Source organism: Pseudomonas sp. AO-1, from assembly GCF_019775695.1.
GTDB classification, from domain to species: Bacteria; Pseudomonadota; Gammaproteobacteria; order Pseudomonadales; family Pseudomonadaceae; genus Aquipseudomonas; species Aquipseudomonas parakoreensis.
This window is the reverse complement of the sequence record NZ_CP079947.1, coordinates 2,793,482-2,816,170: the sequence shown is the minus strand read 5'-3', so window position 1 is coordinate 2,816,170 and position 22,689 is coordinate 2,793,482. Positions and strand designations below refer to the sequence as shown.

Sequence of the window (22,689 nt, the reverse complement as noted above, 5' to 3'; positions counted from 1 at the left end):
CCGGGCAAGCATTGCACGCCGATTAACAGCCCATTAACCCGCTATCTTTTTCCTGTCCAGACAAGCTGTTACTTTACGGCCCACAAAGCCCAAGCCGCCTGGATCGGATCTGACTTGAAGCGTCCCCTCCTCCTGCTCCTGATCAGCCTGGCCTTGAGCTCACCCGCAAGCGCGACGATTACCGAAAGTCACGGTTATGCGCAGTTCGGCACGCTCAAGTACCCGGCCAGATTTACCCACTTCGACTGGGTCAACCCGCAAGCGCCCAAGGGCGGTACGTTGCGGGTGATGGCGTTCGGCACCTTCGATACGGTCAATCCATACACGTTCAAGGGCACCAGCCCGGTCACCACGCCGAATTTCCTGCAATACGGCATCAACGAGCTGAACGAGCCGCTGATGGTCGGCACCGGCCAGTATTCGCCGTCCGGTGACGAGCCGGCATCAAGCTATGGCCTGATCGCGCAATCGGTGGAATACAGCGAAGATCGCAGCTGGGTGGTGTTCAATCTGCGCCCGGAAGCGCGCTTCCACGACGGCACCCAGATCACCGCCTACGACGTGGCGTTCTCCTACCGAACACTGCTCAAGGACGGCCACCCGCTGTACCGCACCGCCCTGCAGGAAGTCTCACGGGTCGACATCCTCAACCCGCAGCGCATTCGTTTCGTGATGAAACGCTCGGGCAATCCGTTATTGATTCTGCGCCTCGGTGAGCTGCCGGTGCTGCCGCAGCATTACTGGAAGGATCGCGACTTCAAGGCCACCACCTTCGAGCCACCGCTGGGCAGTGGCCCGTACCGCATCACCTCGGTAACGCCGGGGCGGCAGCTGATTTTCGAGCGGGTCAAGGATTACTGGGGCAAGGACCTGCCGGTCAATCGCGGCAAGTACAACTTCGATCGCATGGAAGTCGAGTTCTACCGCGACAGCGACGTGGCCTTCGAGGCGTTCAAGGCCGGCGAGTTCGACATCTACATCGAGCATCAGGCGAAGAACTGGGCCAACGGCTACAACTTCCCGGCGGTGCGCCGTGGCGACGTGATCAAGGCGCAGATCCCGCATCAGATCCCGACCCAGAGCCAGGGCCTGTTCATGAACACCCGACGCGCGACCTTCAGTGACGTCAAGGTGCGCGAAGCGCTGGGTCTGATGTTCGACTTCGAGTGGACCAACCGCGCGCTGTTCAGCGACGCCTACCAGCGCACCACCAGCTACTACCCCAACAGCGAATTCAGTGCCAACGGCCTGCCGGTCGGGCACGAATGGCTGATGCTCAAGCCATACAAGGATCAGTTACCGGCGAAGCTGTTCACCGAGCCGTTCACGTTGCCGCAGACCGATGGCCGTGGCATCCCGCGAGAGACCATGCGCAAGGCCCTGGCGCTGCTCGCCGAGGCCGGCTGGAAGCTCAACGGCCAGCGCCTGCAAAACGCTGCCGGGCAGCCGCTGAGCTTCGAACTGTTGCTGGTCAACCCGAACCTTGAGCGGATCCTCCAGCCATATATCGAAAACCTCAACAGCATCGGCATCGACGCGCGCCTGCGCACGGTGGATCGCGCCCAGTACAAACAGCGCCTGGACCAGTTCGATTTCGACATGATCCTGATGACCCTCAACCAGACCCTCAGCCCGGGTCTGGAGCAATGGCAGTACTTCCATTCCAGTCAGGTCGGGGTCAAGGGCAGCAAAAACTACGCGGGCATCGCCAACCCGGTGGTCGATCACCTGCTCGAACAATTGCTCGCCGCGCAAACCCGCGACGAACAGGTCGCCGCCGGCAAGGCGCTGGACCGCGTGCTGCTGTGGCAGCACTACAGCATTCCCAACTGGTACCTCAATTATCACCGACTGGCCTACCGCAACCGGTTGGCTTTCGTCACCACGCCGCCCTACACCCTGGGCCTGAGCGCGTGGTGGCTGAAATCTTCGGAGAACAATAAATGACGCCCATCCGCGCCCTGCTCCTGCAGGCCAGCGGTCTGCTGTTCGCCGGGCTGGCGATTGCCGCCCCGCAACACGCCGTGACCCTGTACAACGAGCCGCCGAAATACCCGGCGGACTTCAAGCAGTTCGATTACGTGAACCCCGACGCGCCCAAGGGCGGGATCTTCCGCCAGGCCGGATTCGGCGGCTTCGACAGCCTCAACCCATTCATCAGCAAAGGCGTGCCGGCCGATGACGTCGGGCAGATCTACGACACCCTGACCAAGCACAGCCTCGACGAACCGTTCACCGAATACGGCCTGATCGCCGCGAAGATCGAGAAAGCCCCGGACAACAGCTGGGTGCGTTTCTACCTGCGCCCGGAAGCGCGTTTTCACGACGGCCATCCGGTGCGCGCCGAAGACGTGGTGTTCAGCTTCCAGACCCTGACCAAGGACGGTTCGCCGCTGTTTCGCGGCTACTACAGCGATGTCGAAGAGGCCATCGCCGAAGACCCGCTCAAGGTGCTGTTCAAGTTCAAGCACACCAACAATCGCGAGTTGCCGCTGATCCTCGGCCAGTTGCCGGTGCTGCCGAAACACTGGTGGGCCAATCGCGATTTCACCAAGGGCAATCTGGAAATTCCGCTGGGCAGCGGCCCGTACAAGGTCGCCGAAGTGAAGGCCGGGCGCTCGGTGCGCTATGAGCGGGTCAAGGACTATTGGGGCAAGGATCTGCCGGTCAATCGCGGCTTCTACAACTTCGACGTGATGACCACCGATTACTACCGCGACAACACCGTCGCCGTCGAAGCGCTGAAGGCCGGGCAGTTCGATTACTGGCTGGAAATGACCGCGAAGAACTGGGCCAACGCCTACAACATTCCGGCGGTCACCGAAGGTCGGCTGATCAAGGAACAGATCGCCAACAGCAACCCGACCGGCATGCAGGGCTTCGTTTTCAATTTGCGCCGTCCAGTGTTTCAGGATGTGCGGGTGCGCCAGGCGCTCGGCCTGTTGTTCGATTTCGAGTGGACCAACAAACAGCTGTTCAACGGTGCCTACTTCCGCACCCGCAGCTATTTCGAGAATTCGGAAATGGCCGCCACCGGCCTGCCCGACGCCGAACAACGGGCGATCCTCGAACCGTTCCGCAGCAAACTGCCGGCGCAGGTGTTCAGCGAAGCCTTCGAGAACCCGAAGACCGACGCCAGCGGCATGATCCGCGCCCAGCAGCGCGAAGCCTATCAACTGCTGCAAGAGGCCGGCTGGAAGATTGTCGACGACAAAATGGTCGACGCCAGCGGCAAACCGGTGGTCATCGAGTTCCTCCTCGCGCAGACCGAATTCGAACGCGTACTGCTGCCGTTCAAACGCAATCTGGCCGACCTTGGCATCGATCTGGTGATCCGCCGCGTCGACGTTTCGCAATACATCAACCGCGTGCGCTCACGGGACTTCGACATGATGGTCGGCAGCTTCCCGCAATCCAATTCGCCGGGCAACGAGCAGCGCGAATTCTGGATGAGCGCGGCCGCCGACAAACCGAGCAGCCGCAACACCATGGGCCTGAAGGATCCGATTGTCGATCAACTGGTGGAAAGCCTGATCAACGCCGATTCACGCAGCAGCCTGGTGGCGCATGCCCGGGCGCTGGATCGGGTGCTGCAATGGGGTTACTACGTGGTCCCCAACTGGCATATCAAGACCTGGCGCGTGGCTTACTGGAACCACATCGGTCACCCGAAAGTCTCGCCCAAATACGACATCGGGATTAACACCTGGTGGGTCAAGCCTGACGCGAAACCCGCCATAGAAGTCGAAACCAAACTGCAAGCCGACCCTGTGGGCACGGAGTAATCAGATGCTGGCGTATATTTTTCGGCGACTGCTGCTGATCATCCCGACCCTGTTCGGCATTCTGCTGATCAATTTCGTGATCATTCAGGCCGCGCCCGGCGGCCCGGTGGAGCAGATGATCGCCAAGCTTGAAGGCTTCGAAGGCGCCACCAGCCGCATCGCCGGTGGCGGCGCCGAAGTCTCGGTGGCCGGCTCCGCCTACCGCGGCGCGCAAGGTCTGGACCCGGCGCTGATCAAGGAAATCGAGCACATGTACGGGTTCGACAAATCGGCCCCGGAACGCCTGTGGATCATGGTCAAGAACTACGCGAAGCTGGACTTCGGCGACAGCTTCTTCCGTGACGCCAAGGTCATCGACCTGATCAAGGAAAAGATGCCGGTGTCGATCTCGCTCGGGCTGTGGAGCACGCTGATCATGTACCTGGTGTCGATCCCGCTGGGGATCGCCAAGGCCACGCGGCACGGCAGCCACTTCGACGTGTGGACCAGTTCGGCGATCATCATCGGCTACGCGATTCCGGCGTTCCTCTTTGCGATTCTGCTGATCGTGGTGTTTGCCGGCGGCAGTTATCTGGACTGGTTCCCGTTGCGCGGCCTGACTTCGAACAACTTCGATGAGCTGAGCCTGGGCGGCAAGGTTCTCGACTACTTCTGGCATCTGGCGCTGCCGGTGACGGCGCTGGTGATCGGCAACTTCGCGACCATGACCCTGCTGACCAAAAACAGCTTTCTCGACGAGATCAACAAGCAGTACGTGGTCACCGCCAAGGCCAAGGGCCTGACGCGCAATCGCGTGCTCTACGGCCATGTGTTCCGCAACGCCATGCTGCTGGTGATTGCCGGGTTCCCTTCCGCGTTCATCGGCATCTTCTTCACCGGCTCGTTGCTGGTGGAGGTGATCTTCTCCCTCGACGGCCTGGGCCTGATGAGTTTCGAAGCGGCGATCAACCGCGATTACCCGGTGGTGTTCGGCACCCTGTTCATCTTCACCCTGCTGGGGCTGGTGGTGAAACTGATCGGTGATCTCACCTACACCCTGGTCGATCCGCGTATCGACTTCGCCAGCCGGGAGCATTGAGATGAACCTGTCCCCGCTCAACCGCCGCCGGTTCGAACTGTTCAAAGCCAACAAGCGAGGCTGGTGGTCGCTGTGGCTGTTCCTGATTCTGTTCGGCCTGAGCCTCGGTGCCGAGCTGATCGCCAACGACAAGCCGCTCGTAGTGCATTACGACAACCACTGGTACTTCCCGGCGATCAAGCGCTACCCGGAAACCACTTTCGGCGGCGAATTCCCGCTGGAAGCCAACTACAAGAGCCCGTATATCCGCGAACTGCTCAAGGCCAAGGATGCGTGGGTGTTGTGGGCGCCGATCCCCTACAGCTACCAGAGCATCAATTACGACCTGAAAGTCCCGGCCCCGGCCCCGCCCTCGGCGGACAACCTGCTGGGCACCGACGATCAGGGCCGCGATGTGCTGGCGCGGGTGATTTACGGCTTCCGCATTTCCGTGTTGTTTGCCCTCACGCTGACGGTACTCAGCTCGTTCATCGGCGTGATTGCCGGCGCGTTGCAGGGTTTCTATGGCGGCTGGGTCGATCTGGCCGGGCAGCGCTTTCTGGAAATCTGGTCGGGGCTGCCGGTGCTGTACCTGCTGATCATTCTCGCCAGTTTCGTCCAGCCGAATTTCTGGTGGCTGCTGGGGATCATGCTGCTGTTTTCGTGGATGAGCCTGGTCGATGTGGTGCGCGCCGAGTTCCTGCGTGGGCGCAACCTCGAATACGTGCGCGCGGCACGGGCGCTGGGCATGCAGAACGGCGCGATCATGTTCCGCCACATCCTGCCCAACGCGATGGTCTCGACCATGACCTTCATGCCGTTCATTCTTACCGGCGCCATCGGCACCCTGACCGCGCTGGATTTCCTCGGTTTCGGTTTGCCGGCCGGCAGCCCGTCGCTGGGTGAACTGGTGGCCCAGGGCAAGTCCAACTTGCAGGCACCGTGGCTGGGCATGAGCGCGTTCGCGGTGCTGGCGCTGATGTTGAGTTTGCTGGTGTTTATCGGCGAGTCCGCTCGCGATGCCTTCGACCCGAGGAAGTGAAATGAATCAGGACAATCTGATCGAAGTGCGCGACCTCGCCGTCGAGTTCGGCATGAATGAGCGAGTCCACCGGGTGGTCGAGGGCGTGAGCTTCGACATCAAGCGCGGCGAAACCCTGGCGCTGGTCGGCGAATCCGGCTCGGGCAAATCGGTGACGGCGCACTCGATCCTGCGCCTGCTGCCCTATCCGCTGGCCCGGCATCCGGCCGGCAGCATCACCTATGCCGGGCAGAATCTGCTGGGGCTGAGCGAAAAGACCATCCGCCACATCCGCGGCAACCGCATCGCGATGATCTTTCAGGAACCAATGACCTCGCTCAACCCGCTGCACTCGATCGAGAAGCAGATCAACGAGGTGTTGGGCATCCACAAGGGCCTGAGCGGCAAAGTCGCGACCAAGCGCACGCTCGAGTTGCTGGAGATGGTCGGCATCCCCGAGCCGCACAAACGTCTCAAGGCCCTGCCCCACGAATTGTCTGGTGGCCAGCGCCAGCGGGTGATGATCGCCATGGCGTTGGCCAACGAGCCGGAACTGCTGATCGCCGACGAGCCGACCACCGCCCTGGACGTGACCGTTCAGCTGAAAATCCTCGATTTGCTCAAGGAACTTCAGGCTCGATTGGGCATGTCGCTGTTACTGATCAGTCATGATTTGAACCTGGTGCGAAGAATTGCGCATCGCGTATGTGTCATGCAGCGCGGTTGCATCGTCGAACAGGCATCGTGCGTAGAGCTGTTCCGTTCGCCGCAGCATCCGTACACTCGGGAATTGCTCGGCGCGGAGCCCAGCGGAGGCCCGGCGAGCAATAAAATCGGGGCGCCGCTGCTCGAAGTCGAGAACCTGAAAGTCTGGTTCCCGATCAAGAAAGGCCTGCTCAAACGCACGGTGGATTACGTCAAGGCAGTGGACGGCATCAATTTCAGCCTGCCTCAGGGACAGACCCTGGGGATCGTGGGGGAAAGCGGTTCCGGCAAATCCACGCTGGGTCTGGCGATTTTGCGGCTGATCGGCAGCAAAGGCGCGATCCGCTTTGAGGGCAAGCAGCTAGACTGCCTGACGCAGAACGAGGTTCGCCCGTTGCGGCGGGAGATGCAGGTGGTGTTTCAGGACCCGTTCGGCAGCCTGAGCCCGCGAATGTGCGTCAGCGACATCGTTGGCGAAGGCCTGCGGATTCACAAGATGGGCACCGCGACCGAGCAGGAAGCGGCGATTATTGCGGCATTGAAGGAGGTAGGTCTGGATCCGGAAACCCGGCACCGCTACCCCCACGAATTTTCCGGTGGGCAACGGCAACGTATCGCCATTGCCCGGGCTTTGGTGCTGAAACCGGCGCTGATCCTGCTGGACGAGCCGACGTCGGCGCTCGACCGCACGGTGCAGCGGCAAGTGGTGGAGCTGTTGCGTTCACTGCAAGCCAAGTACAACCTGACGTATTTGTTCATCAGCCATGACCTGGCTGTCGTCAAAGCGCTGAGCCACCAGCTGATGGTGGTCAAGCATGGCCAAGTGGTCGAACAGGGAGACGCGCAAGCAATCTTTGCCGCTCCCAAACATTCGTATACACAGCAGTTGCTGGAAGCCGCTTTTCTGGCACCAGCCACTGCGCAATAACCTGAAAGAGGAGCAACACATGGGTTTTCTCGCCGGTAAGCGCGTACTGATCGTCGGTGTCGCCAGCAAGCTGTCCATCGCATCCGGCATCGCTGCCGCCATGCATCGCGAGGGCGCTGAGCTTGCCTTCACTTATCAGAACGACAAACTCAAGGGTCGCGTTGAAGAGTTCGCACAGGGCTGGGGTTCGAGCTCTGAGCTGTGCTTCCCGTGCGACGTGGCCAGCGATGAAGAAATCGCCAAGGTCTTCGAAGAACTGAGCAAGAAGTGGGACGGCCTGGACTGCATCGTGCACTCCGTCGGCTTCGCCCCGGGCGACCAACTGGACGGCGACTTCACCGAAGCCACCACCCGTGAAGGTTTCCGCATCGCTCACGACATCAGCGCCTACAGCTTCGTGGCCCTGGCCAAGGCTGGTCGCGAAATGATGAAAGGCCGCAACGGCAGCCTGCTGACCCTGTCGTACCTGGGCGCCGAACGCACCATGCCGAACTACAACGTGATGGGCATGGCCAAGGCTTCGCTGGAAGCTGGCGTACGTTACCTGGCCGGTTCCCTGGGCCCGGACGGCACCCGCGTCAACTGCGTATCGGCTGGCCCGATCCGTACCCTGGCCGCCTCGGGCATCAAGAACTTCCGCAAAATGCTGGCCGCCAACGAAGCGCAAACCCCACTGCGCCGCAACGTCACCATCGAAGAAGTCGGCAACGCCGGCGCCTTCCTGTGCTCCGACCTGGCGTCGGGCATCAGCGGTGAAATCATGTACGTGGACGGCGGCTTCAACACCACCGCCATGGGCAACATCGAAGAGTAATTTTCGCGCTGCCGATAAAAAGCCCGCCAATTGGCGGGCTTTTTCATGCCTGCGATTCCAGGCAACGGGCGAACAACTGCTGAATCGGCTGGCTGCGCTGGCTGTAACGCTGCAACAGCACCATCTCGCGATAGAACGTCAACTCACCCAATTCGATCACCCTCACCCTCAACGGGTGCTCCAGCCACAATCCGGCTCTTGGCAGCAACGAAACCCCAAGCCCGCACTCGACCATTTTCACAATCGCTTCCAGCTCATCCAGCTCCAGCGCTACGTGGACGTCTATCCGCTGCTCACGCAGAAACCGCGACACCAGTCGTCCGCCAAACGAATTGCGGTCGTAGCGCACCTGAGAGTATTCGGCCAGCAGTTGCAGCGGATCATCGCCCTCGACCGTTGTCGGCACGATCAGAACGAAGGGTTCGCGACGAATCACCTGCGCCGACAGCTCCTTGGGCAATTCGAACGGCGGCTTGATCATGATCGCCAGATCGACTTCCCCGGCATCCACCTGACTCAACAGGTTCAGCGACACCCCCGGCACCAGTTTCGGCTCCACGCCCGGTGCCTGCTGACGCAAGCGCAACAACGCCTGAGGCAGCAGCCCGGTCTGTGCAGTCGCCACCGCGCCGATTCTCAGCTCGCCGCGAAACTCGCTGACCTCCTCGCTCTCGCCCATGCGGTTGAAAATCGCGAGCATTTCCTGCGCCATCGGCACGGCGCGTTGCCCGGCCGGATTGAGCGTCGCCTGACGACCGGTGCGGTCGAACAGGCGAATACCCAAGGCCTGTTCGAGATTGCGGATCTGCGCGCTGACTGCAGACTGCGTCAAGCCGATGTGCAGCCCGGCAGCGGCAAACGTGCCATGGCGCGCCACCGCGAGAAAGGTCTTCAGTTCACGCAGCATGCGCACCTCGACTGATCGAAATAATTTGAGCTCGGCGCAAAAAATATCGTCTTTCAATCACCTTTCACAGCACTAGACTCAAACAACTTCCCCTTGATTGAGAATTCCCCATGCAGCTCAACCCTTTTCATCTGGCCATCCCCGTCTATGACCTGGCCGCCGCACGGCATTTTTACCGCGAAGTCTTCGGGCTGGAGGAAGGACGTTCCAGCGCACACTGGGTCGACTTCAACTTCTTCGGCCATCAACTCGTGATTCATCTGGCGCCGAAAAACGCTGCACAGGAAGCCGCCCACACCAATGCCGTGGACGGACATGACGTGCCGGTGCCGCATTTCGGGGTGGTGCTGGGGATGGCGCAATGGCAGGCGCTGGCCGAACGTCTGACGTCGCTGGGCACGCGGTTTGTGATTGAGCCGGGGATTCGCTTTCAGGGCCTGGTGGGCGAACAGGCGACGATGTTTCTGTTCGACCCGTGTGGCAATGCGCTGGAGTTCAAGGCGTTCAAGGATATCGGACAGTTGTTTGCCAAATAAAAGTGTGGCGCCTTACCGGACGCTATCGCTGGCAAGCCAGCGCCCACAAGGTTCTGCGGTGTGGCTGGATTTTGTGAGCACCCGCGAAATCTGTGGGAGCTGGCTTGCCGGCGATGAGGCCCTCAATGACCGCGCTTCAATTGCTGCTTGTGTTCGTACATTGCGCTATCGGCATCAGCCAGTAACCGATCCACCGTGTCATGGCGTTGTGGATCGTATTCGATCTGGCCGACGCTGAAGCGGATGTCGTAGCCGCGTTGCAACATCGTATTGCGCTCGTCGAGGATATCCTTGAGCCGCGCCATGATCGCCGTGGTTTCGACGTGACTGGAGCCGGTCAGCAGCGCCACGAACTCGTCACCGCCCAAGCGCCCGACCACGTCGCTCTCGCGAAAAGCGATGCGCAGCACGTCGGCGAAGGTCTTCAGCGCACTGTCGCCTTCGGCATGCCCATAGTGATCATTGATGTGTTTGAAGTCATTGAGATCGAAAAACAGCAGCGTTGCCGGTTTGTCCCGGTGCTTGCAGGCCTCCAGCGCATACTGAGCAAGGGCCTTGAAGCCACGGCGGTTGGACAGCAGCGTCAGCTCGTCCATGTTCGCCATCTGCACCGCCATCAATTCCTGCTCGGCCATGCCAGCCAGATCGCGCAACAGCCCGCGCTCCTCGTCATCGAGCTCGCGCGGCCTGGTGTCGATCAGGCACAGCGTGCCCATCTTGTTGCCGTTGGGCACGGTCAGCGGGTAGCCCGCGTAAAAACGGATGTTCGGCTCGCCGGTCACCAGTGGATTGTCATGAAAGCGTTTGTCTTGCTTGGCATCCGGCACCAGCAGCAATTCATCCTGAAGAATCGCGTGCCCACAGAACGACACATCCCGTGGGGTTTCGTTGACGTCGAGGCCGACGCACGACTTGAACCATTGCCGATCCTTGTCGACCAGCGTGACCAACGCAATCGGCACGTTGAACAGCCGTTTGGCCAGACGCGTCAAACGGTCGAAACGTTCTTCGGGTGCAGAGTCCAGGACGTTCAGTCCGTGCAATGCCTGGATTCGCACAGCTTCATTGGCAGGTTTGATCGGGGCCAGCATCACGCACTCCATCAGGGTCAACGACCGTTAGAGTAGCTTGAATCGCCAGCGACTCACACACTCAGCCGCCCGCCACCGGGCATGGCCCGCCGGCATCGGCCCAAAGCTTGAACTGGGCCACAAAAATGTCATGCGGCACTGGCACCGGCGTGCGCCCGGCTCCGGGATTCCAGCCCCACAACACCAGTTTGTCGTCGCTGACATGTTTGATCAGCGCGGCGAAATCACGGTCGCCGTTGCTGGAACGATCCTTGATCATCGCGCACAACTTGTCCGGCGGCAGGCCAATCCAGGCCATCTTGTGCGCCGCCGGTGGCAGGCTCCAGTGCGGCGCCCCCGGAGGCGCATGCGGGCCATAACTGTCGGGCGGGTTGCGCTCGGCATGACAGGTGGCGCAAGGCAAACCGGCGGCACCCTTGCCGTCCATGCCGCGCACGACATTCATCGCGTGCGGTTTGCCGGCGTCGAATTGCAGCGGCGAGTCGCCGGGAATGTGGCAGTTCTGGCAACGCGGGCTCTGGAACACCTTCTGCACCGTGCCGAACGCCTTGAGCGCCTCCTGATCATCGGCGAACAGGTCCGAAGCATAGCCGCCCAGCCCGAGCAGAATCACCGTGCCCAATAGCAGATGTCGTTTCATCTCACACCCCCGACAGTTGCAGCGGCAGTTCACGCAAACGTTGCCCGGTCAGTGCATACACCGCGTTGGCCACCGCCGGCGCGGTGGGCGGAACCCCCGCCTCACCGATGCCCCCGGGCTTGTCGCTGCTGGGCACGATATGCACTTCGACCAGCGGCATCTCATTGAGGCGCAGCACCTGATAGTCGTGATAATTGGATTGCACCACCGCGCCGTCCTTGACCGTCAGCTTGCTGTGCAGCGCCATGCCCAGGCCAAAGGTGATGCACGATTCCATCTGCGCCGCGATGCTCTGCGGATTGACCGCGATCCCGCAATCCACCGCACACACCACGCGGTGCACGCGGATCGCCAGATTGTCCTGGGAGACCTCGGCCACCTGTGCCACATAACTGCCGAACGACTCGTGCACCGCCACGCCCAGCGCATGCCCGTCCGGCAATGGCGCTGTCCAGTTGGCCTTCTCCACCGCCAGATTCAGCACGCCGAGATGGCGCGCATGATCCTTGAGCAACGTTCGCCGGTATTCCACCGGGTCCTTGCCGGCCGCCGTGGCCATTTCATCGATCAGCGACTCCATGACGAACGCGGTGTGGCTGTGCCCCACCGAACGCAGCCACAGCACGTTGATCCCGGTCTGCGGCGAATGCAGCTCGACCTGTTGATGAGACAGGCCTTTGATATACGGGCTGTCAGCCACACCTTCGACCGAGGTTGCGTCGATGCCGTTCTTGACCATGGTCTGTTCGAGCATGGTGCCGGCCATGATCGATTGACCGACCAGCACATGCTGCCAGCTCAACGGCATGCCCTGCCCGTCGAGGCCGATGCGCGCCTGATGCAGGAACATCGAGCGGTAATAACCGCCGCGAATGTCATCCTCACGGGACCACACGGTTTTCACCGGCGCCCCGGCCGCTTTCGCCACTTGCACGGCTTCAGCGACGAAGTCCGAAGTCGGATTGGCCCGGCGCCCGAAACCGCCGCCCAGAAACTCGGTGTGAATCTCCACCTGCTCCGGTTTGAGTCCGGTGATCTTGCCGGCGACCATCTGGTCGAGGGTCTGGAATTGCGTGCCGGTCCAGATTTCGCACTTGTCGGCGCTGATCTTCACCGTGCAGTTGAGCGGTTCCATCGGTGCATGGGCCAGATATGGCACGCTGTACTCGACGTCGATTTTCTTCGCCGCTTTATTGAAGTTGCCCTGCGGATCCCCGGCCTGAGTGGCGGAAGTGCCCGGTGTCGCTGCCAGTTTGCGGAAGTTGTCGAGCAGGCCCTGACTGCTCAGGTCCGCGTGTGGCCCCCTGTCCCAATCGACTTTCAAGGCATCGCGACCGAGTTTCGCCGCCCAATAATGCTCGGCGATCACCGCCACGCCGGTCGGCACCTGCACCACTTTGTGCACGCCGGGCACCGCCAGCGCCTCGGCCCCCTCAAAGGATTTGACCGTGGCTCCGAACACTGGCGCCCGCGCGACCATCGCCGTCATCAGGCCGTCGAACTGCACGTCCATACCGAACTTGGCGCGCCCGGTGATTTTCTCCGGGGTGTCGAGGCGTTTGGTCGGTTTGCCGATGACCTTCCAGTCCTTGGCCTCCTTGAAGGTGATCGACTTCGGATCCGGCACTGGCAGTTGCCCGGCAGCGTCTGCCAGTTCGCCGTACGTCGCGCGTTTATCGCCGGCAATCACTACGCCCGATTCGGTGCGAATCGTCGACGCAGCGACGTTGAAGCGCTTGGCCGCCGCTTCCACCAGCATCTGCCGCGCCGTGGCCCCGGCCAGCCGGTAACGGTCGAACTCCATCCAGGTCGAGGTCGAGCCGCCGGTAATCTGCATCCCGCCAAACGCCGGCATGCCGTAATTGGCCGCCGAGGCCGGCGAGTGCTCGACGCGGATCGTCGACCAATCGGCGTCCAGTTCTTCGGCGATCAACATGGTCAGACCGGTCCAGATGCCCTGACCCATTTCCGAATGCCCGAGCAACACCGTCACACTGTTGTCGGCGGCGATACGCAAAAACGCATTCGGCGCGAAAACCTTGCCTTGATTCTCCGCTGCCCGCGCAAACCGATGGGCACCGGGCACGACAAACGCCACCACCAGACCGCCACCCAGCACGGCACTGCCCTTGAGAAAGCCGCGACGCGATACAGGACTGTTCATCGTCTGTCTCCCAATCAGCCAATCTCGGCCGCACGTTTCACCGCTGCGCGGATTCGCGGATAGGTGCCGCAGCGGCAGATATTGCCGGAGAGCGCCTGATCGATATCGCTGTCGGTGGGTTTGGGGATTTTCGCCAGCAGCGCGGCGGCAGACATGATCTGCCCGGACTGACAGTAACCGCATTGCACCACGTCGAGTTCGGCCCAGGCTTGCTGCACCGGGTGCGAGCCGTCGGTGGACAGGCCTTCGATGGTGAGGATTTTCTGACCGTTGGCCACGGCGGTGGCGGGCGTGATACAGGCACGCAACGGTGCCCCATCAACGTGTACGGTGCAGGCGCCGCACTGGGCCATGCCACAGCCGAATTTGGTACCGGTCAGGTGCGCCACATCACGCAGGACCCAGAGCAACGGCATGTCTGCCGGCACATCGAGCTCCTGATCCTTGCCATTGATATTCAAGGTCAGCATCGGGGGTTTTCCTCAGACTCACGGTGTTCTGAAGGGGCGTCGCTACGGCCATCTAAGCCAGTGCGCGCCTCGGCTTATCCCTTTCAGCAAAGCCCAAATTGCGCCGCAAGCCGGACGTTGCGACCACCGGTCATGCCTCAACGTAAAAATGTCGACTTTAATCTTCTGGCTGATAACGGCGCTCATCCGAGCCAGCAACGCAGGCCTGCGACGAGCGCAGTCACCCATCACATTGGTCAGGAGTCGCGAACATGGGATTTGTCACCACTCAAGACGGCGTGGATATCTTCTACAAGGACTGGGGCCCGAAGGACGCTCCGGTGATCCACTTCCACCACGGCTGGCCACTCAGCTCGGACGACTGGGATGCGCAGATGCTGTTCTTCCTGGGCCAGGGCTTTCGGGTGATTGCCCATGACCGTCGGGGCCATGGACGTTCGAGCCAGGTCTGGGACGGCCACGACATGGACCATTACGCCGACGATGCGCTGGCGGTGGTTCAGTATCTGGGGGTGAAGAACGTGGTGCATGTCGGCCACTCCACCGGCGGCGGTGAGGTCATCCACTACATCGCCCGACATGGGCAGGACAACGTGGCCAAAGGCGTGTTGATCAGCGCGGTGCCACCGTTGATGGTCCAGACCGAAAGCAATCCCGGTGGGTTGCCGAAATCGGTGTTCGATGATTTTCAGGCACAACTGGCGGCCAATCGCGCGCAGTTCTATCGCGACATTCCCAGCGGTCCTTTCTATGGCTATAACCGCCCGGGAGCAAAACCTTCGGAAGGGATCATCGGCAACTGGTGGCGTCAGGGCATGATCGGCGGCGCCAAAGCGCATTACGACGGGATCGTCGCGTTCTCCCAGACCGACTTCACCGAAGACCTGAAAAAAGTCACCGTGCCGGTGCTGGTAATGCACGGCGAAGACGACCAGATCGTGCCGTATGCGAACTCGGGGCCTTTGTCGGCGAAACTGCTGCCAAATGGCACGCTGAAGTCGTATCCGGGCTTCCCGCACGGAATGCCGACAACCGAGGCGCCGACGATCAATGCGGATTTGTTGGCGTTTATTCGCGGGTGACACACATCATTGTGGGAGCTGGCTTGCCAGCGATGGCGGTGGATCAGGCAACATCAATTGTGGATGCGCCGGCCTCATCGCTGGCAAGCCAGCTCCCACAGGGGACTGGGTGATTGGCTTGACTGCGTACTACGCCTCGGTACGGCCCGTCCCTTCACGATCACGTTCGTAGTGGTGCGCCAGCGGCAGCGCTGGCAACCATGACTCCCGGCGGATGGTCCACAGCTCATAAGTCGGCTTGAACCGGTTCGGCTCGTCCAGCGAGCCGACATTCACTTCAATCTCATCCCCCGAACGTGCAAGTACTGGCGAACCACAGCGCGGGCAAAACACCCGCCCTTGATACTCGCCGAGAGTCCCGCTGACGGTCACCGCCTTCTCGGGAAATATTGCCGATGCGTGAAACAATGCGCCGTGATGTTTGCGGCAGTCGAGGCAATGGCAAATGCCGATGCGGTAAGGTTGGCCCGCAGCTTCGAAGCGAACATCGCCGCACAGGCAACCGCCGGTTAATGGGGTCATGGTGTCTATCCTCTGTCAGACTCTGTTCAGCCTTTGAACATAGCAGCCGTACAAGCGAACGCTCACAATTTGCCCTTTGCCGGAGACAGCGCCATGTCCTCCCCTGAATCCACCTTGTTGCAGAGCTGGCACGCCAACGCTGATGCCTGGATCGAGGTGATCCGCAGCGGTGCCATCGAAAGCCGCCAGCAGGTCACCGATCAGGCGATCCTGCTGGCGATCATGGGCCGCCAACCGGAACGCGTGCTGGATCTGGGTTGCGGCGAAGGCTGGTTGTTGCGCGCGCTGGCGGATCGCAGCATCGATGCGGTGGGTGTCGACGGTGATGAGAGGCTGATCGAGGCGGCACGCGCGGCCGGTTCAGCCAATGTGCGTGTCGCCAGTTACCAGACGCTGGTCGAGGCCGAAGGCGCTATTGGCCGTGATTACGATTTGATCTGCGCCAACTTCTCGCTGCTGCATCAGGACATCATTCCATTGCTCGCCGCCATGCATGCGTTGCTGGTTTCGGGCGGCGCCATGATCATTCAGACCCTGCATCCGTGGGCCGTGGCGGCCGGCGATTATCAGGATGGCTGGCGTGAAGAATCGTTCGCCGCGTTCAAGGGCCAGTGGCAGCCGATGCCGTGGTATTTCCGCACGCTGTCGAGCTGGTGCAACGCGCTGGACATGGCCGGGTTTCACATTCTCAGTTTGCAGGAGCCGCAGCATCCGCAAAGCCCGGTGCCGCAGTCGTTACTGATGATCGCCGAACGGCGCTGACTTCCTGCACATCCTGACTGAGTCACAGACATTGTGGGAGCTGGCTTGCCAGCGATAGCGGTGGCTCAGGCAACATCACTTCTGAAGGTGCCGGCCTCATCGCTGGCAAGCCAGCTCCCACAGTTTCAGGGTGTTGCTGAATTGCACTGCACTTGTCGATCTACGGCACCGCCAGTCGACCAAGGACTGACTACGCTGTAAATCCCGCGTGTCTAACCTGCCGAGGATGACTGCCATGCAACGTTTCCAGAAAATCACGCCGTGCCTGTGGTTCGACGATCAGGCCGAAGCGGCTGCGAAGTTCTATTGCTCGATCTTCGATCATTCGAAAATCACCGGCCTCACCCACTACAGCAAGGTCGGCGAGGAATTTCACGGCAAGCCGGAAGGCGCGGTGATGACCGTCAGCTTCGAACTCGACGGCCAGACCTTCACCGGCCTCAACGGCGGGCCGCTGTTCAAGTTCAGTGAAGCCATTTCGTTTCAGGTCAACTGCCAGAATCAGGAAGAAGTCGACCATTTCTGGGGCAATCTGTCGGCCGGTGGCCCGGTCGAGGCCCAGCAATGCGGCTGGCTCAAGGACAAGTTCGGCGTGTCGTGGCAGATCGTCCCCGTGGCGTTCATGCACATGATGCTGGACCCCGACACCAGCAAGTCGCAACGGGCGATGCAGGCCATGTTCACGATGAAAAAACTCGACATCGCCGAACTGGAGCGGGCCTTTGCCGGCCAGAGCTAATACACTCCGGGTCTGGCCTGCCGGGAACCATAACGATGAAACACGCTGCCGCCAAAAACCCTCAAAAAGCCCCACGCTTCTGGCGGGACGATGCCCTGCCCTTCATCGAAGCGCGGGCCATCGCCGATGGTCGTGAGGTCTGCTACTCACGCCATTCCCATGCGCACTTTTCCATCGGCGCGATCACGGCCGGGCGCAGCATTTATGTGCATGAGCAATCGACATTCGAAGTCGCCGCCGGCACCGTGGTGCTGATGAATCCGGGCGACGTGCACGCCTGCAATCCGATCGATGATCAGCCGTGGTCGTACTTGATGTTGTATGTCGAGACGCCATGGCTGACGGATCTGCAGCATCAGTTGGGGTTCAGTGCGGAGCTTGAGTTTCGGCGATTTTCCACCACGCACCTGGATGACCTGCGACTGTTTCGTGACCTGCGCGAGCTTTACGCCATATTGGTCGATGAGCAGCAGGACGCACTGCGTAAACACAGCGCAGCGGTGGAGTTTTTCAGTGATTTGCAATGGCGCCTGAACCCGGCTGAACCCGCGCTGCGCGAGCCGAATATCAAGCTCGAGCGCGCCGCCGACTTCATCCGCGCACACTGCACCGACCTGCTCAGCCTGGAGGACATCTGCACGGCGGCGCAGTTGTCACCGTCGTATCTGATCCGTGCATTCAAACAGCATTACGGCATGACGCCGCACGCGTTCCTGGTCAACCAGCGCATCCAGTTTGCCCGCGAACGCCTGCGCAGCGGCCAGCTGATTGCCGATGTTGCACTGGAAGCAGGGTTTGCCGATCAGGCGCATTTTCAGCGCGCGTTCAAACAGCATCTGGCCGCGACACCCGGCCAATATCGCGGCTGACCATCGACTTCGGGCTCACGGTAACAGCAGATAAACCGCGCTCGCCGCCAGCAACAGAGCCATCAAGCGATTGAACAAGCGCATCCCCGCCGGATTGCCCAGATACCCACGCAAAAACGTTCCGGCGTACACCCAGCAACCGACCGACAGATAACAGATCACCAGATACACCGCGGCGAACTGCCAGACCAGCCGCGCCTCGCCATCGGCGACAAACGCGCCCATTCCTGCCACACAGGCCAGCCACGCTTTCGGGTTAAGCCATTGCATCACCGCGCCGTACAGCATCGACGGCGCCCGCCCCGCTTCGCCGGCATGCAACTGGCCGTCATCGGCAGCCAGCTTCCAAGCCATGAACAACAGAAACGCCACCCCGGCCAATTGCACCACCCGGGTCAGGAATGGCCACAGTTTCAGGACTTCATGCAGGCCCAAACCCATCAGCACCAGCAACAGCACAAAGCCCAGCGTCGCCCCCGCCACGTGCCGCTGACTGGCTCGAAAGCCGTACTGCGCCCCGGAACTCAGCGCGACGATATTCACCGGCCCCGGGGTTATGGACGCCACCAGCGCAAACGCCGCCATCGACACAATCAGACTCATTACGCACCTGCTGCAATTGGGGAACAAGGAGCCAACAGTAAACAGTGCCGCCGGCTCGCGTATTGAACAAAATCACCCACGACCCGCGCCACAACTCAGGCACTTGAAGCCGGAGAAGAAGTTTCTGTTGCCACTTAATACTTCGCGCAGACATCTCGATACTTTTAATAACAACTAGCAACTCAAAATGAAACACCAACATTGCGCGACGTTTTATATTCCCGACCACTTCACAACCTGCCAATTCAACTTGGCTGACTGCTGCGCTACATAACCCGAACCAGAAGAAGTCAATATGGACATTAATCGCAACCTTTTTGCAACTGCCCCTGCATCGGCCGACGAAGCTGAACGACTGAACATCGCCAAGGCTCTGGAGAACCGAAACTTCCTTCGACAAGCCTTTCGTGCTGAAGAAGACTTCATGCAACTCGCTACGAAAGTTGTTTCAGGAAGCCGTTTCGACGGTGAACATCTCGCCGGCAAATTATTGCTGCGCTCACTCAGCAAACATCCAGAATTCATTGAATTTATTGCCTCCTTCGACCTGCCTGCCGAGCACTTTTTTATGGTCAGAAGCAATGGTGAAGTTTACGCCGCCTATGAAGAGTTCGGCGCTACGGGTTTTTACATCCACTACACTATCATTACCGATGAACTGTATGAGATCGAGTCTTTACGGAACGATATCGAACTCTTGTCGAAAACCGCATGGCGTTCTGGCGGCATTATTTCCTCCAGCACCACCGTGCCACTGCGCAACTGGCTGGCGTTTCAGGAAATTGACCCACCTGAAAATTATGCAGACCTTGCAAACTTGATCGACTACCTGAACTTCAAAATGCCCGCGCCGCCAAAATTCGCTAACTACTGGGGTATTTCCGAAGAGACTCAGGATATCGCCCTGATAGTCGAGCCGGAGCAGTATCCTGTGATCATGCAGGTCGTGCGAACGTTGATGGCTGACTCGGGGCGGTATTCCGAGCCGTTGATCAACTACCTGACGGATGTGCTGCTCAAGAAGAGAAGCGGCGCCTTGCTGCAGGAAAATCCGCGACTGGCGTGGGAAATTCTGATGCAAACGAGCGAGGCAAAAAGTCTGGCTCAGCGCTGTTTCGATGCACTTCTGATCGAGGGCAAGGCACACACGGTAACGGAGGTCACCCGCAGCCGGTTACTGCTCGCTGCGGTCGTGCTGGACCTGGACATGGGCTCGGATGAGCGGGTCGAAACTCATCGAAGTCTGCGTTATGAATCGCTGTATGTGCATGAAACCCCGGCGCAGGCGCGGACACGTCTCAAAAGCCATTTTGAGCAGATCAACCGCGTCAGTCCATTCGCCGCTTACCTGGCAGTGGAACTGGTGCTGGCGGGGCAATCACCGGAGTTTCTGGTCGTTACCCCGCCGACACTGCTGATCGGTTCACCAGGCTGGGTCATGTTGCGCAAGGCCGTCATGCTGACAGAAAGGATCGCTCCCGGGTTGTCGCGCAAACTGTCTTATGAGCAACTGATGAAGTTTGCCGCACTTGCGCCGCTCAGCGATGCACAACGCGCCCTGCATCAATTACTCAATCTGCAATGCGTGCTGGATTGGGCAAACATCAACGAGGTGATGCTCCGTGAAGACTCGGCATTATCGGAAGAGCAGATCGCAACAGCGGCAGTGAGTCGCTACAACACGTATGCCGGTGAACTGGAGGCGGCGCTGAAGTCGATAACCGCTGCGCCGGTCAGCCGACGGAAACTGGCGCAGCAAACGCTGTCCGATGCCGACATCGACCATCATCAGGAGGTATTTCGTTCGCCGCACAATAAAGGGGGACTGATCAGCGACACGGTGATCAATCTTTACCTTGCCAACCAGTTACACCGTAAAAACCTCACCAGCACATCGACCAAGCGCAATTTGCACGACGTGCATCCAGATTTGGCCAGCCTTGCGCCAATCAATCAGTTGTATGCCGATAAGCTCAAGCCGCAGCACGAAACCTTCAAGTCGGGAATCAGCACCATGATCCGGCTGGCATTCTCCCGGCTCGGCATGAGTGATCGAGAAGCACTGACACAGGGCGCTTCAACGCTCTACCTGGTGCGCGGCAACCGCAATATCCCCGGTCACAGCGCCGACCACTTCTCCCCGCACGGGGTGGTCATCCTGTGTCGTCACAAATCGAAAAACCATTGCTTTGAGTTGTTCCCGTTACAGGGAGTGTGCCGCAAAAGCGAGCGCCTGGCCGAGGCTTTCGCCAGCGGCTATGCATTCAATGAAGACACCGCAAGCTTCGACGGGCCGACCAACGGCAAGACCGGGAATTTCCCGCGCCTTACCTATCTGGAAAATATCATTACCGAGCACGCAGCCTACTTCCAGGGTGCAACACCTGGTCAGAGCGAACAAACGGACATCAATAAATTACTGCCGCGCCGCCACTGGGAACTGGCCGAGCATGCGGATGTTCATGAGTTCGGCATGCTGCTTGATCGGTTGGGTCAATTTGCGCCGCACTACGAAGAGTCGGCCTGGTACACATCGCCAATGGAAAGTTACCAATCGCCGAGGCTGAAAGACATTGCCGACTTCATTGCGCAAAAGAACCCGCCCATCACCTACAACGAATATTACCGGATGGGCTATGACCAGACTGAATACGAGGAAAAGCAGGAAGCGTACGAGCGCGTTGCCAACATCATTCTGAACATCTTCATTCCATTCAGAGGCTGTATCCAGCAACTGACTTCGGATGATCCGGATAAACGCAGTGGGGCCGCCTTCAGTTGCGTCATCGACGCCCTCGCGGTGTCCTTTGTCTTTATCGGGGCGGCCGGAGCGCTGGCAAAAGCAGTGGCAAGCAGCACCAGGCTGCTCAGCCTCGGGCGCGTGGCCGGCAGTATTCTGGTGTCAATCTTCAACCCCGTCGACGGTGTTCCCCAAGTGATCGTCGGTGCCGGGAAGCTGGCAGGCAAAAGCGCGCTGAAGCTCAGCCACGCTGGCAGTTCGATCAGCATGACAGCTGCCCGCCAGTTGCGTCGACTGACGACTACCAGCAGTGGCTCCTACGACCTGGTCAAAGCGTTGAGCAAGTCCGGCGCGGCGGCCGAGATTCGCATGACATTGCCGACGGTGGCTCATGCGCGGGCACTGTTCAAGGATGACACCCTCGAAAGTGCCAGCCAAATCCTCACTCGCCTGACAGACACGAAAAATCCTTTACCGAAAACCGCCAGCCCTGCGGAGCTGGAACACCTCTTCAACAAAGCTGTTATCGACACTACGCGAAGGCTGCAAAAAGCTCAGGAGCTTGAAGCGTTGATCGGCAAAACGGCAATCGATGAACTGCTGGCGACAGTCTTGGCAAAAAACGGTATCGATCTCCAGGCCGCACGCTCGGCGGGCAAGGGATATACCGACTTGCTGGAAACGGTCAGCGAGATCGAGGCCCGCAAGGTCAACTACATGAAGGGCCATCAGCAGAATCTGCTGAGACAGGATCTGGGAAAAGCCCCTTACAACGGTGTGCTGCCAGAGTCGCAATACAACGTTCAAGGCTTCACCGATAACGCCCAACGAGCCGGCGCCTGGATCGTTCATGCCTCGAATTCTCCGGGCAACGATCTCGCCAGCATCGTGGCCGTCTTGCGAGAGTACGCTAACAGCAATAAGGCGTTGACCGACCCCGACGTGATCAGACAGCTACATGTCAGCATCGCACCTGCCACCTCGGACATTGTTCGTGTAGGCGTCAACGACAAGAAATACGCCAGTAGCATCAGTGGCTTTGCCGTGATGCAGGAGCATTTGAAGAAACTGGACACCGCTCACGAGCACTTCAGCAAACAGCTACTCGGCACAGTGGTTGGCTTCCACGGTTTTGGTGATGGAAATGGCCGCACGGGCCGTGCCTTGTATGCGATCAGCGAGATACGAAAGAACCGGTTCAATCCGCTGTCGAAAGAAGCATTCAGCGCGCTGCATGGTCTGGACTGAAGACCC

The 22,689-nt window shown here is 60.0% G+C and carries 19 protein-coding genes; 12 read left to right on the top strand and 7 right to left on the bottom strand.

Going from position 1 to position 22,689, the window contains the following annotated elements; translation table 11 throughout:
- Positions 1-114 precede the first annotated feature (114 nt).
- The 6 genes from KVQ82_RS13090 to fabI are packed head-to-tail and all read left to right on the top strand — an operon-like array spanning position 115 to position 8,310.
- Entirely contained in the window at positions 115-1,947 is a 1,833-nt protein-coding gene (locus tag KVQ82_RS13090) for an extracellular solute-binding protein (RefSeq protein ID WP_222019088.1), read from the top strand.
- Complete coding sequence (locus KVQ82_RS13085; protein ID WP_121185936.1) at positions 1,944-3,785, top strand: extracellular solute-binding protein; 1,842 nt, start codon at positions 1,944-1,946, stop codon at positions 3,783-3,785. Before KVQ82_RS13090 ends, KVQ82_RS13085 begins: the two co-directional genes overlap by 4 nt.
- A gap of 4 nt (positions 3,786-3,789) precedes the next feature.
- Positions 3,790-4,863 (top strand): microcin C ABC transporter permease YejB, encoded by a 1,074-nt coding sequence (locus KVQ82_RS13080; RefSeq protein ID WP_025109088.1) that lies wholly within the window; start codon positions 3,790-3,792, stop codon positions 4,861-4,863.
- A 1-nt stretch (position 4,864) separates the two neighbouring features.
- Positions 4,865-5,884, top strand: a complete 1,020-nt coding sequence (locus tag KVQ82_RS13075) for an ABC transporter permease (RefSeq protein WP_222019087.1) — start codon at positions 4,865-4,867, stop codon at positions 5,882-5,884.
- A gap of 1 nt (position 5,885) precedes the next feature.
- Entirely contained in the window at positions 5,886-7,496 is a 1,611-nt protein-coding gene (locus tag KVQ82_RS13070) for an ABC transporter ATP-binding protein (RefSeq protein WP_222019086.1), read from the top strand.
- Between the two features lie 19 nt (positions 7,497-7,515).
- The gene (gene fabI, locus KVQ82_RS13065) at positions 7,516-8,310 is read left to right on the top strand and encodes an enoyl-ACP reductase FabI (RefSeq protein ID WP_222019085.1); all 795 of its coding nucleotides are present in this window, start codon (positions 7,516-7,518) and stop codon (positions 8,308-8,310) included.
- A gap of 43 nt (positions 8,311-8,353) precedes the next feature.
- On the opposite strand, the gene KVQ82_RS13060 is transcribed toward fabI, so the two are convergent.
- Positions 8,354-9,217 (bottom strand): LysR family transcriptional regulator, encoded by an 864-nt coding sequence (locus tag KVQ82_RS13060; protein WP_222019084.1) that lies wholly within the window; start codon positions 9,215-9,217, stop codon positions 8,354-8,356.
- Between the two features lie 110 nt (positions 9,218-9,327).
- Here KVQ82_RS13060 and KVQ82_RS13055 point away from each other — a divergent pair, with 110 nt between their 5' ends.
- Entirely contained in the window at positions 9,328-9,753 is a 426-nt protein-coding gene (locus KVQ82_RS13055) for a VOC family protein (RefSeq protein WP_222019083.1), read from the top strand.
- A 122-nt stretch (positions 9,754-9,875) separates the two neighbouring features.
- Here KVQ82_RS13055 and KVQ82_RS13050 read toward each other — a convergent pair whose 3' ends face one another.
- The 4 genes from KVQ82_RS13050 to KVQ82_RS13035 all read right to left on the bottom strand — a co-directional run bounded on the left by KVQ82_RS13050 (position 9,876) and on the right by KVQ82_RS13035 (position 14,118).
- Positions 9,876-10,844, bottom strand: coding sequence for a sensor domain-containing diguanylate cyclase (locus KVQ82_RS13050; RefSeq protein ID WP_041067304.1), 969 nt, complete (start codon positions 10,842-10,844; stop codon positions 9,876-9,878).
- A gap of 61 nt (positions 10,845-10,905) precedes the next feature.
- Positions 10,906-11,484 (bottom strand): hypothetical protein, encoded by a 579-nt coding sequence (locus tag KVQ82_RS13045; protein WP_108182956.1) that lies wholly within the window; start codon positions 11,482-11,484, stop codon positions 10,906-10,908.
- A gap of 1 nt (position 11,485) precedes the next feature.
- Positions 11,486-13,648: a xanthine dehydrogenase family protein molybdopterin-binding subunit gene (locus KVQ82_RS13040; protein ID WP_222019082.1), complete on the bottom strand. Its 2,163-nt coding sequence runs from the start codon at positions 13,646-13,648 to the stop codon at positions 11,486-11,488.
- Between the two features lie 14 nt (positions 13,649-13,662).
- Positions 13,663-14,118: a (2Fe-2S)-binding protein gene (locus tag KVQ82_RS13035; RefSeq protein ID WP_025111491.1), complete on the bottom strand. Its 456-nt coding sequence runs from the start codon at positions 14,116-14,118 to the stop codon at positions 13,663-13,665.
- 251 nt (positions 14,119-14,369) lie between these two features.
- Here KVQ82_RS13035 and KVQ82_RS13030 point away from each other — a divergent pair, with 251 nt between their 5' ends.
- A complete protein-coding gene (locus tag KVQ82_RS13030; protein ID WP_108182958.1) occupies positions 14,370-15,200 on the top strand; it encodes an alpha/beta fold hydrolase in 831 nt (276 codons plus the stop codon).
- Positions 15,201-15,329: 129 nt separating this feature from the next.
- On the opposite strand, the gene KVQ82_RS13025 is transcribed toward KVQ82_RS13030, so the two are convergent.
- Complete coding sequence (locus tag KVQ82_RS13025) at positions 15,330-15,722, bottom strand: GFA family protein (protein WP_198758307.1); 393 nt, start codon at positions 15,720-15,722, stop codon at positions 15,330-15,332.
- A 93-nt stretch (positions 15,723-15,815) separates the two neighbouring features.
- On the opposite strand from KVQ82_RS13025, the gene KVQ82_RS13020 reads away from it, so the two are divergent.
- The 3 genes from KVQ82_RS13020 to KVQ82_RS13010 all read left to right on the top strand — a co-directional run bounded on the left by KVQ82_RS13020 (position 15,816) and on the right by KVQ82_RS13010 (position 18,092).
- The gene (locus KVQ82_RS13020) at positions 15,816-16,484 is read left to right on the top strand and encodes a bifunctional 2-polyprenyl-6-hydroxyphenol methylase/3-demethylubiquinol 3-O-methyltransferase UbiG (RefSeq protein ID WP_222019081.1); all 669 of its coding nucleotides are present in this window, start codon (positions 15,816-15,818) and stop codon (positions 16,482-16,484) included.
- Between the two features lie 235 nt (positions 16,485-16,719).
- A complete protein-coding gene (locus KVQ82_RS13015; protein WP_198758309.1) occupies positions 16,720-17,223 on the top strand; it encodes a VOC family protein in 504 nt (167 codons plus the stop codon).
- Positions 17,224-17,258: 35 nt separating this feature from the next.
- Positions 17,259-18,092: an AraC family transcriptional regulator gene (locus tag KVQ82_RS13010; RefSeq protein WP_222019080.1), complete on the top strand. Its 834-nt coding sequence runs from the start codon at positions 17,259-17,261 to the stop codon at positions 18,090-18,092.
- A 15-nt stretch (positions 18,093-18,107) separates the two neighbouring features.
- Here KVQ82_RS13010 and KVQ82_RS13005 read toward each other — a convergent pair whose 3' ends face one another.
- Positions 18,108-18,695 carry a LysE family translocator gene (locus KVQ82_RS13005; protein ID WP_108182964.1) on the bottom strand — a complete coding sequence of 196 codons (588 nt, stop codon included), beginning with the start codon at positions 18,693-18,695 and terminating at the stop codon, positions 18,108-18,110.
- 295 nt (positions 18,696-18,990) lie between these two features.
- On the opposite strand from KVQ82_RS13005, the gene KVQ82_RS13000 reads away from it, so the two are divergent.
- Entirely contained in the window at positions 18,991-22,683 is a 3,693-nt protein-coding gene (locus KVQ82_RS13000) for a hypothetical protein (RefSeq protein ID WP_222019079.1), read from the top strand.
- Positions 22,684-22,689 lie beyond the last annotated feature (6 nt).

Excerpts from the sequence above, each read along its gene's own strand:
- KVQ82_RS13085 (WP_121185936.1), top strand. The coding sequence starts at position 1,944 with ATGACGCCCATCCGCGCCCTGCTCCTGCAGGCCAGCGGTCTGCTGTTC.
- KVQ82_RS13080 (WP_025109088.1), top strand. The coding sequence starts at position 3,790 with ATGCTGGCGTATATTTTTCGGCGACTGCTGCTGATCATCCCGACCCTG.
- KVQ82_RS13075 (WP_222019087.1), top strand. The coding sequence starts at position 4,865 with ATGAACCTGTCCCCGCTCAACCGCCGCCGGTTCGAACTGTTCAAAGCC.
- KVQ82_RS13070 (WP_222019086.1), top strand. The coding sequence starts at position 5,886 with ATGAATCAGGACAATCTGATCGAAGTGCGCGACCTCGCCGTCGAGTTC.
- fabI (WP_222019085.1), top strand. The coding sequence starts at position 7,516 with ATGGGTTTTCTCGCCGGTAAGCGCGTACTGATCGTCGGTGTCGCCAGC.
- KVQ82_RS13060 (WP_222019084.1), bottom strand. The coding sequence starts at position 9,217 with ATGCTGCGTGAACTGAAGACCTTTCTCGCGGTGGCGCGCCATGGCACG.
- KVQ82_RS13055 (WP_222019083.1), top strand. The coding sequence starts at position 9,328 with ATGCAGCTCAACCCTTTTCATCTGGCCATCCCCGTCTATGACCTGGCC.
- KVQ82_RS13050 (WP_041067304.1), bottom strand. The coding sequence starts at position 10,844 with ATGCTGGCCCCGATCAAACCTGCCAATGAAGCTGTGCGAATCCAGGCA.
- KVQ82_RS13045 (WP_108182956.1), bottom strand. The coding sequence starts at position 11,484 with ATGAAACGACATCTGCTATTGGGCACGGTGATTCTGCTCGGGCTGGGC.
- KVQ82_RS13040 (WP_222019082.1), bottom strand. The coding sequence starts at position 13,648 with ATGAACAGTCCTGTATCGCGTCGCGGCTTTCTCAAGGGCAGTGCCGTG.
- KVQ82_RS13035 (WP_025111491.1), bottom strand. The coding sequence starts at position 14,118 with ATGCTGACCTTGAATATCAATGGCAAGGATCAGGAGCTCGATGTGCCG.
- KVQ82_RS13030 (WP_108182958.1), top strand. The coding sequence starts at position 14,370 with ATGGGATTTGTCACCACTCAAGACGGCGTGGATATCTTCTACAAGGAC.
- KVQ82_RS13025 (WP_198758307.1), bottom strand. The coding sequence starts at position 15,722 with ATGACCCCATTAACCGGCGGTTGCCTGTGCGGCGATGTTCGCTTCGAA.
- KVQ82_RS13020 (WP_222019081.1), top strand. The coding sequence starts at position 15,816 with ATGTCCTCCCCTGAATCCACCTTGTTGCAGAGCTGGCACGCCAACGCT.
- KVQ82_RS13015 (WP_198758309.1), top strand. The coding sequence starts at position 16,720 with ATGCAACGTTTCCAGAAAATCACGCCGTGCCTGTGGTTCGACGATCAG.
- KVQ82_RS13010 (WP_222019080.1), top strand. The coding sequence starts at position 17,259 with ATGAAACACGCTGCCGCCAAAAACCCTCAAAAAGCCCCACGCTTCTGG.
- KVQ82_RS13005 (WP_108182964.1), bottom strand. The coding sequence starts at position 18,695 with ATGAGTCTGATTGTGTCGATGGCGGCGTTTGCGCTGGTGGCGTCCATA.
- KVQ82_RS13000 (WP_222019079.1), top strand. The coding sequence starts at position 18,991 with ATGGACATTAATCGCAACCTTTTTGCAACTGCCCCTGCATCGGCCGAC.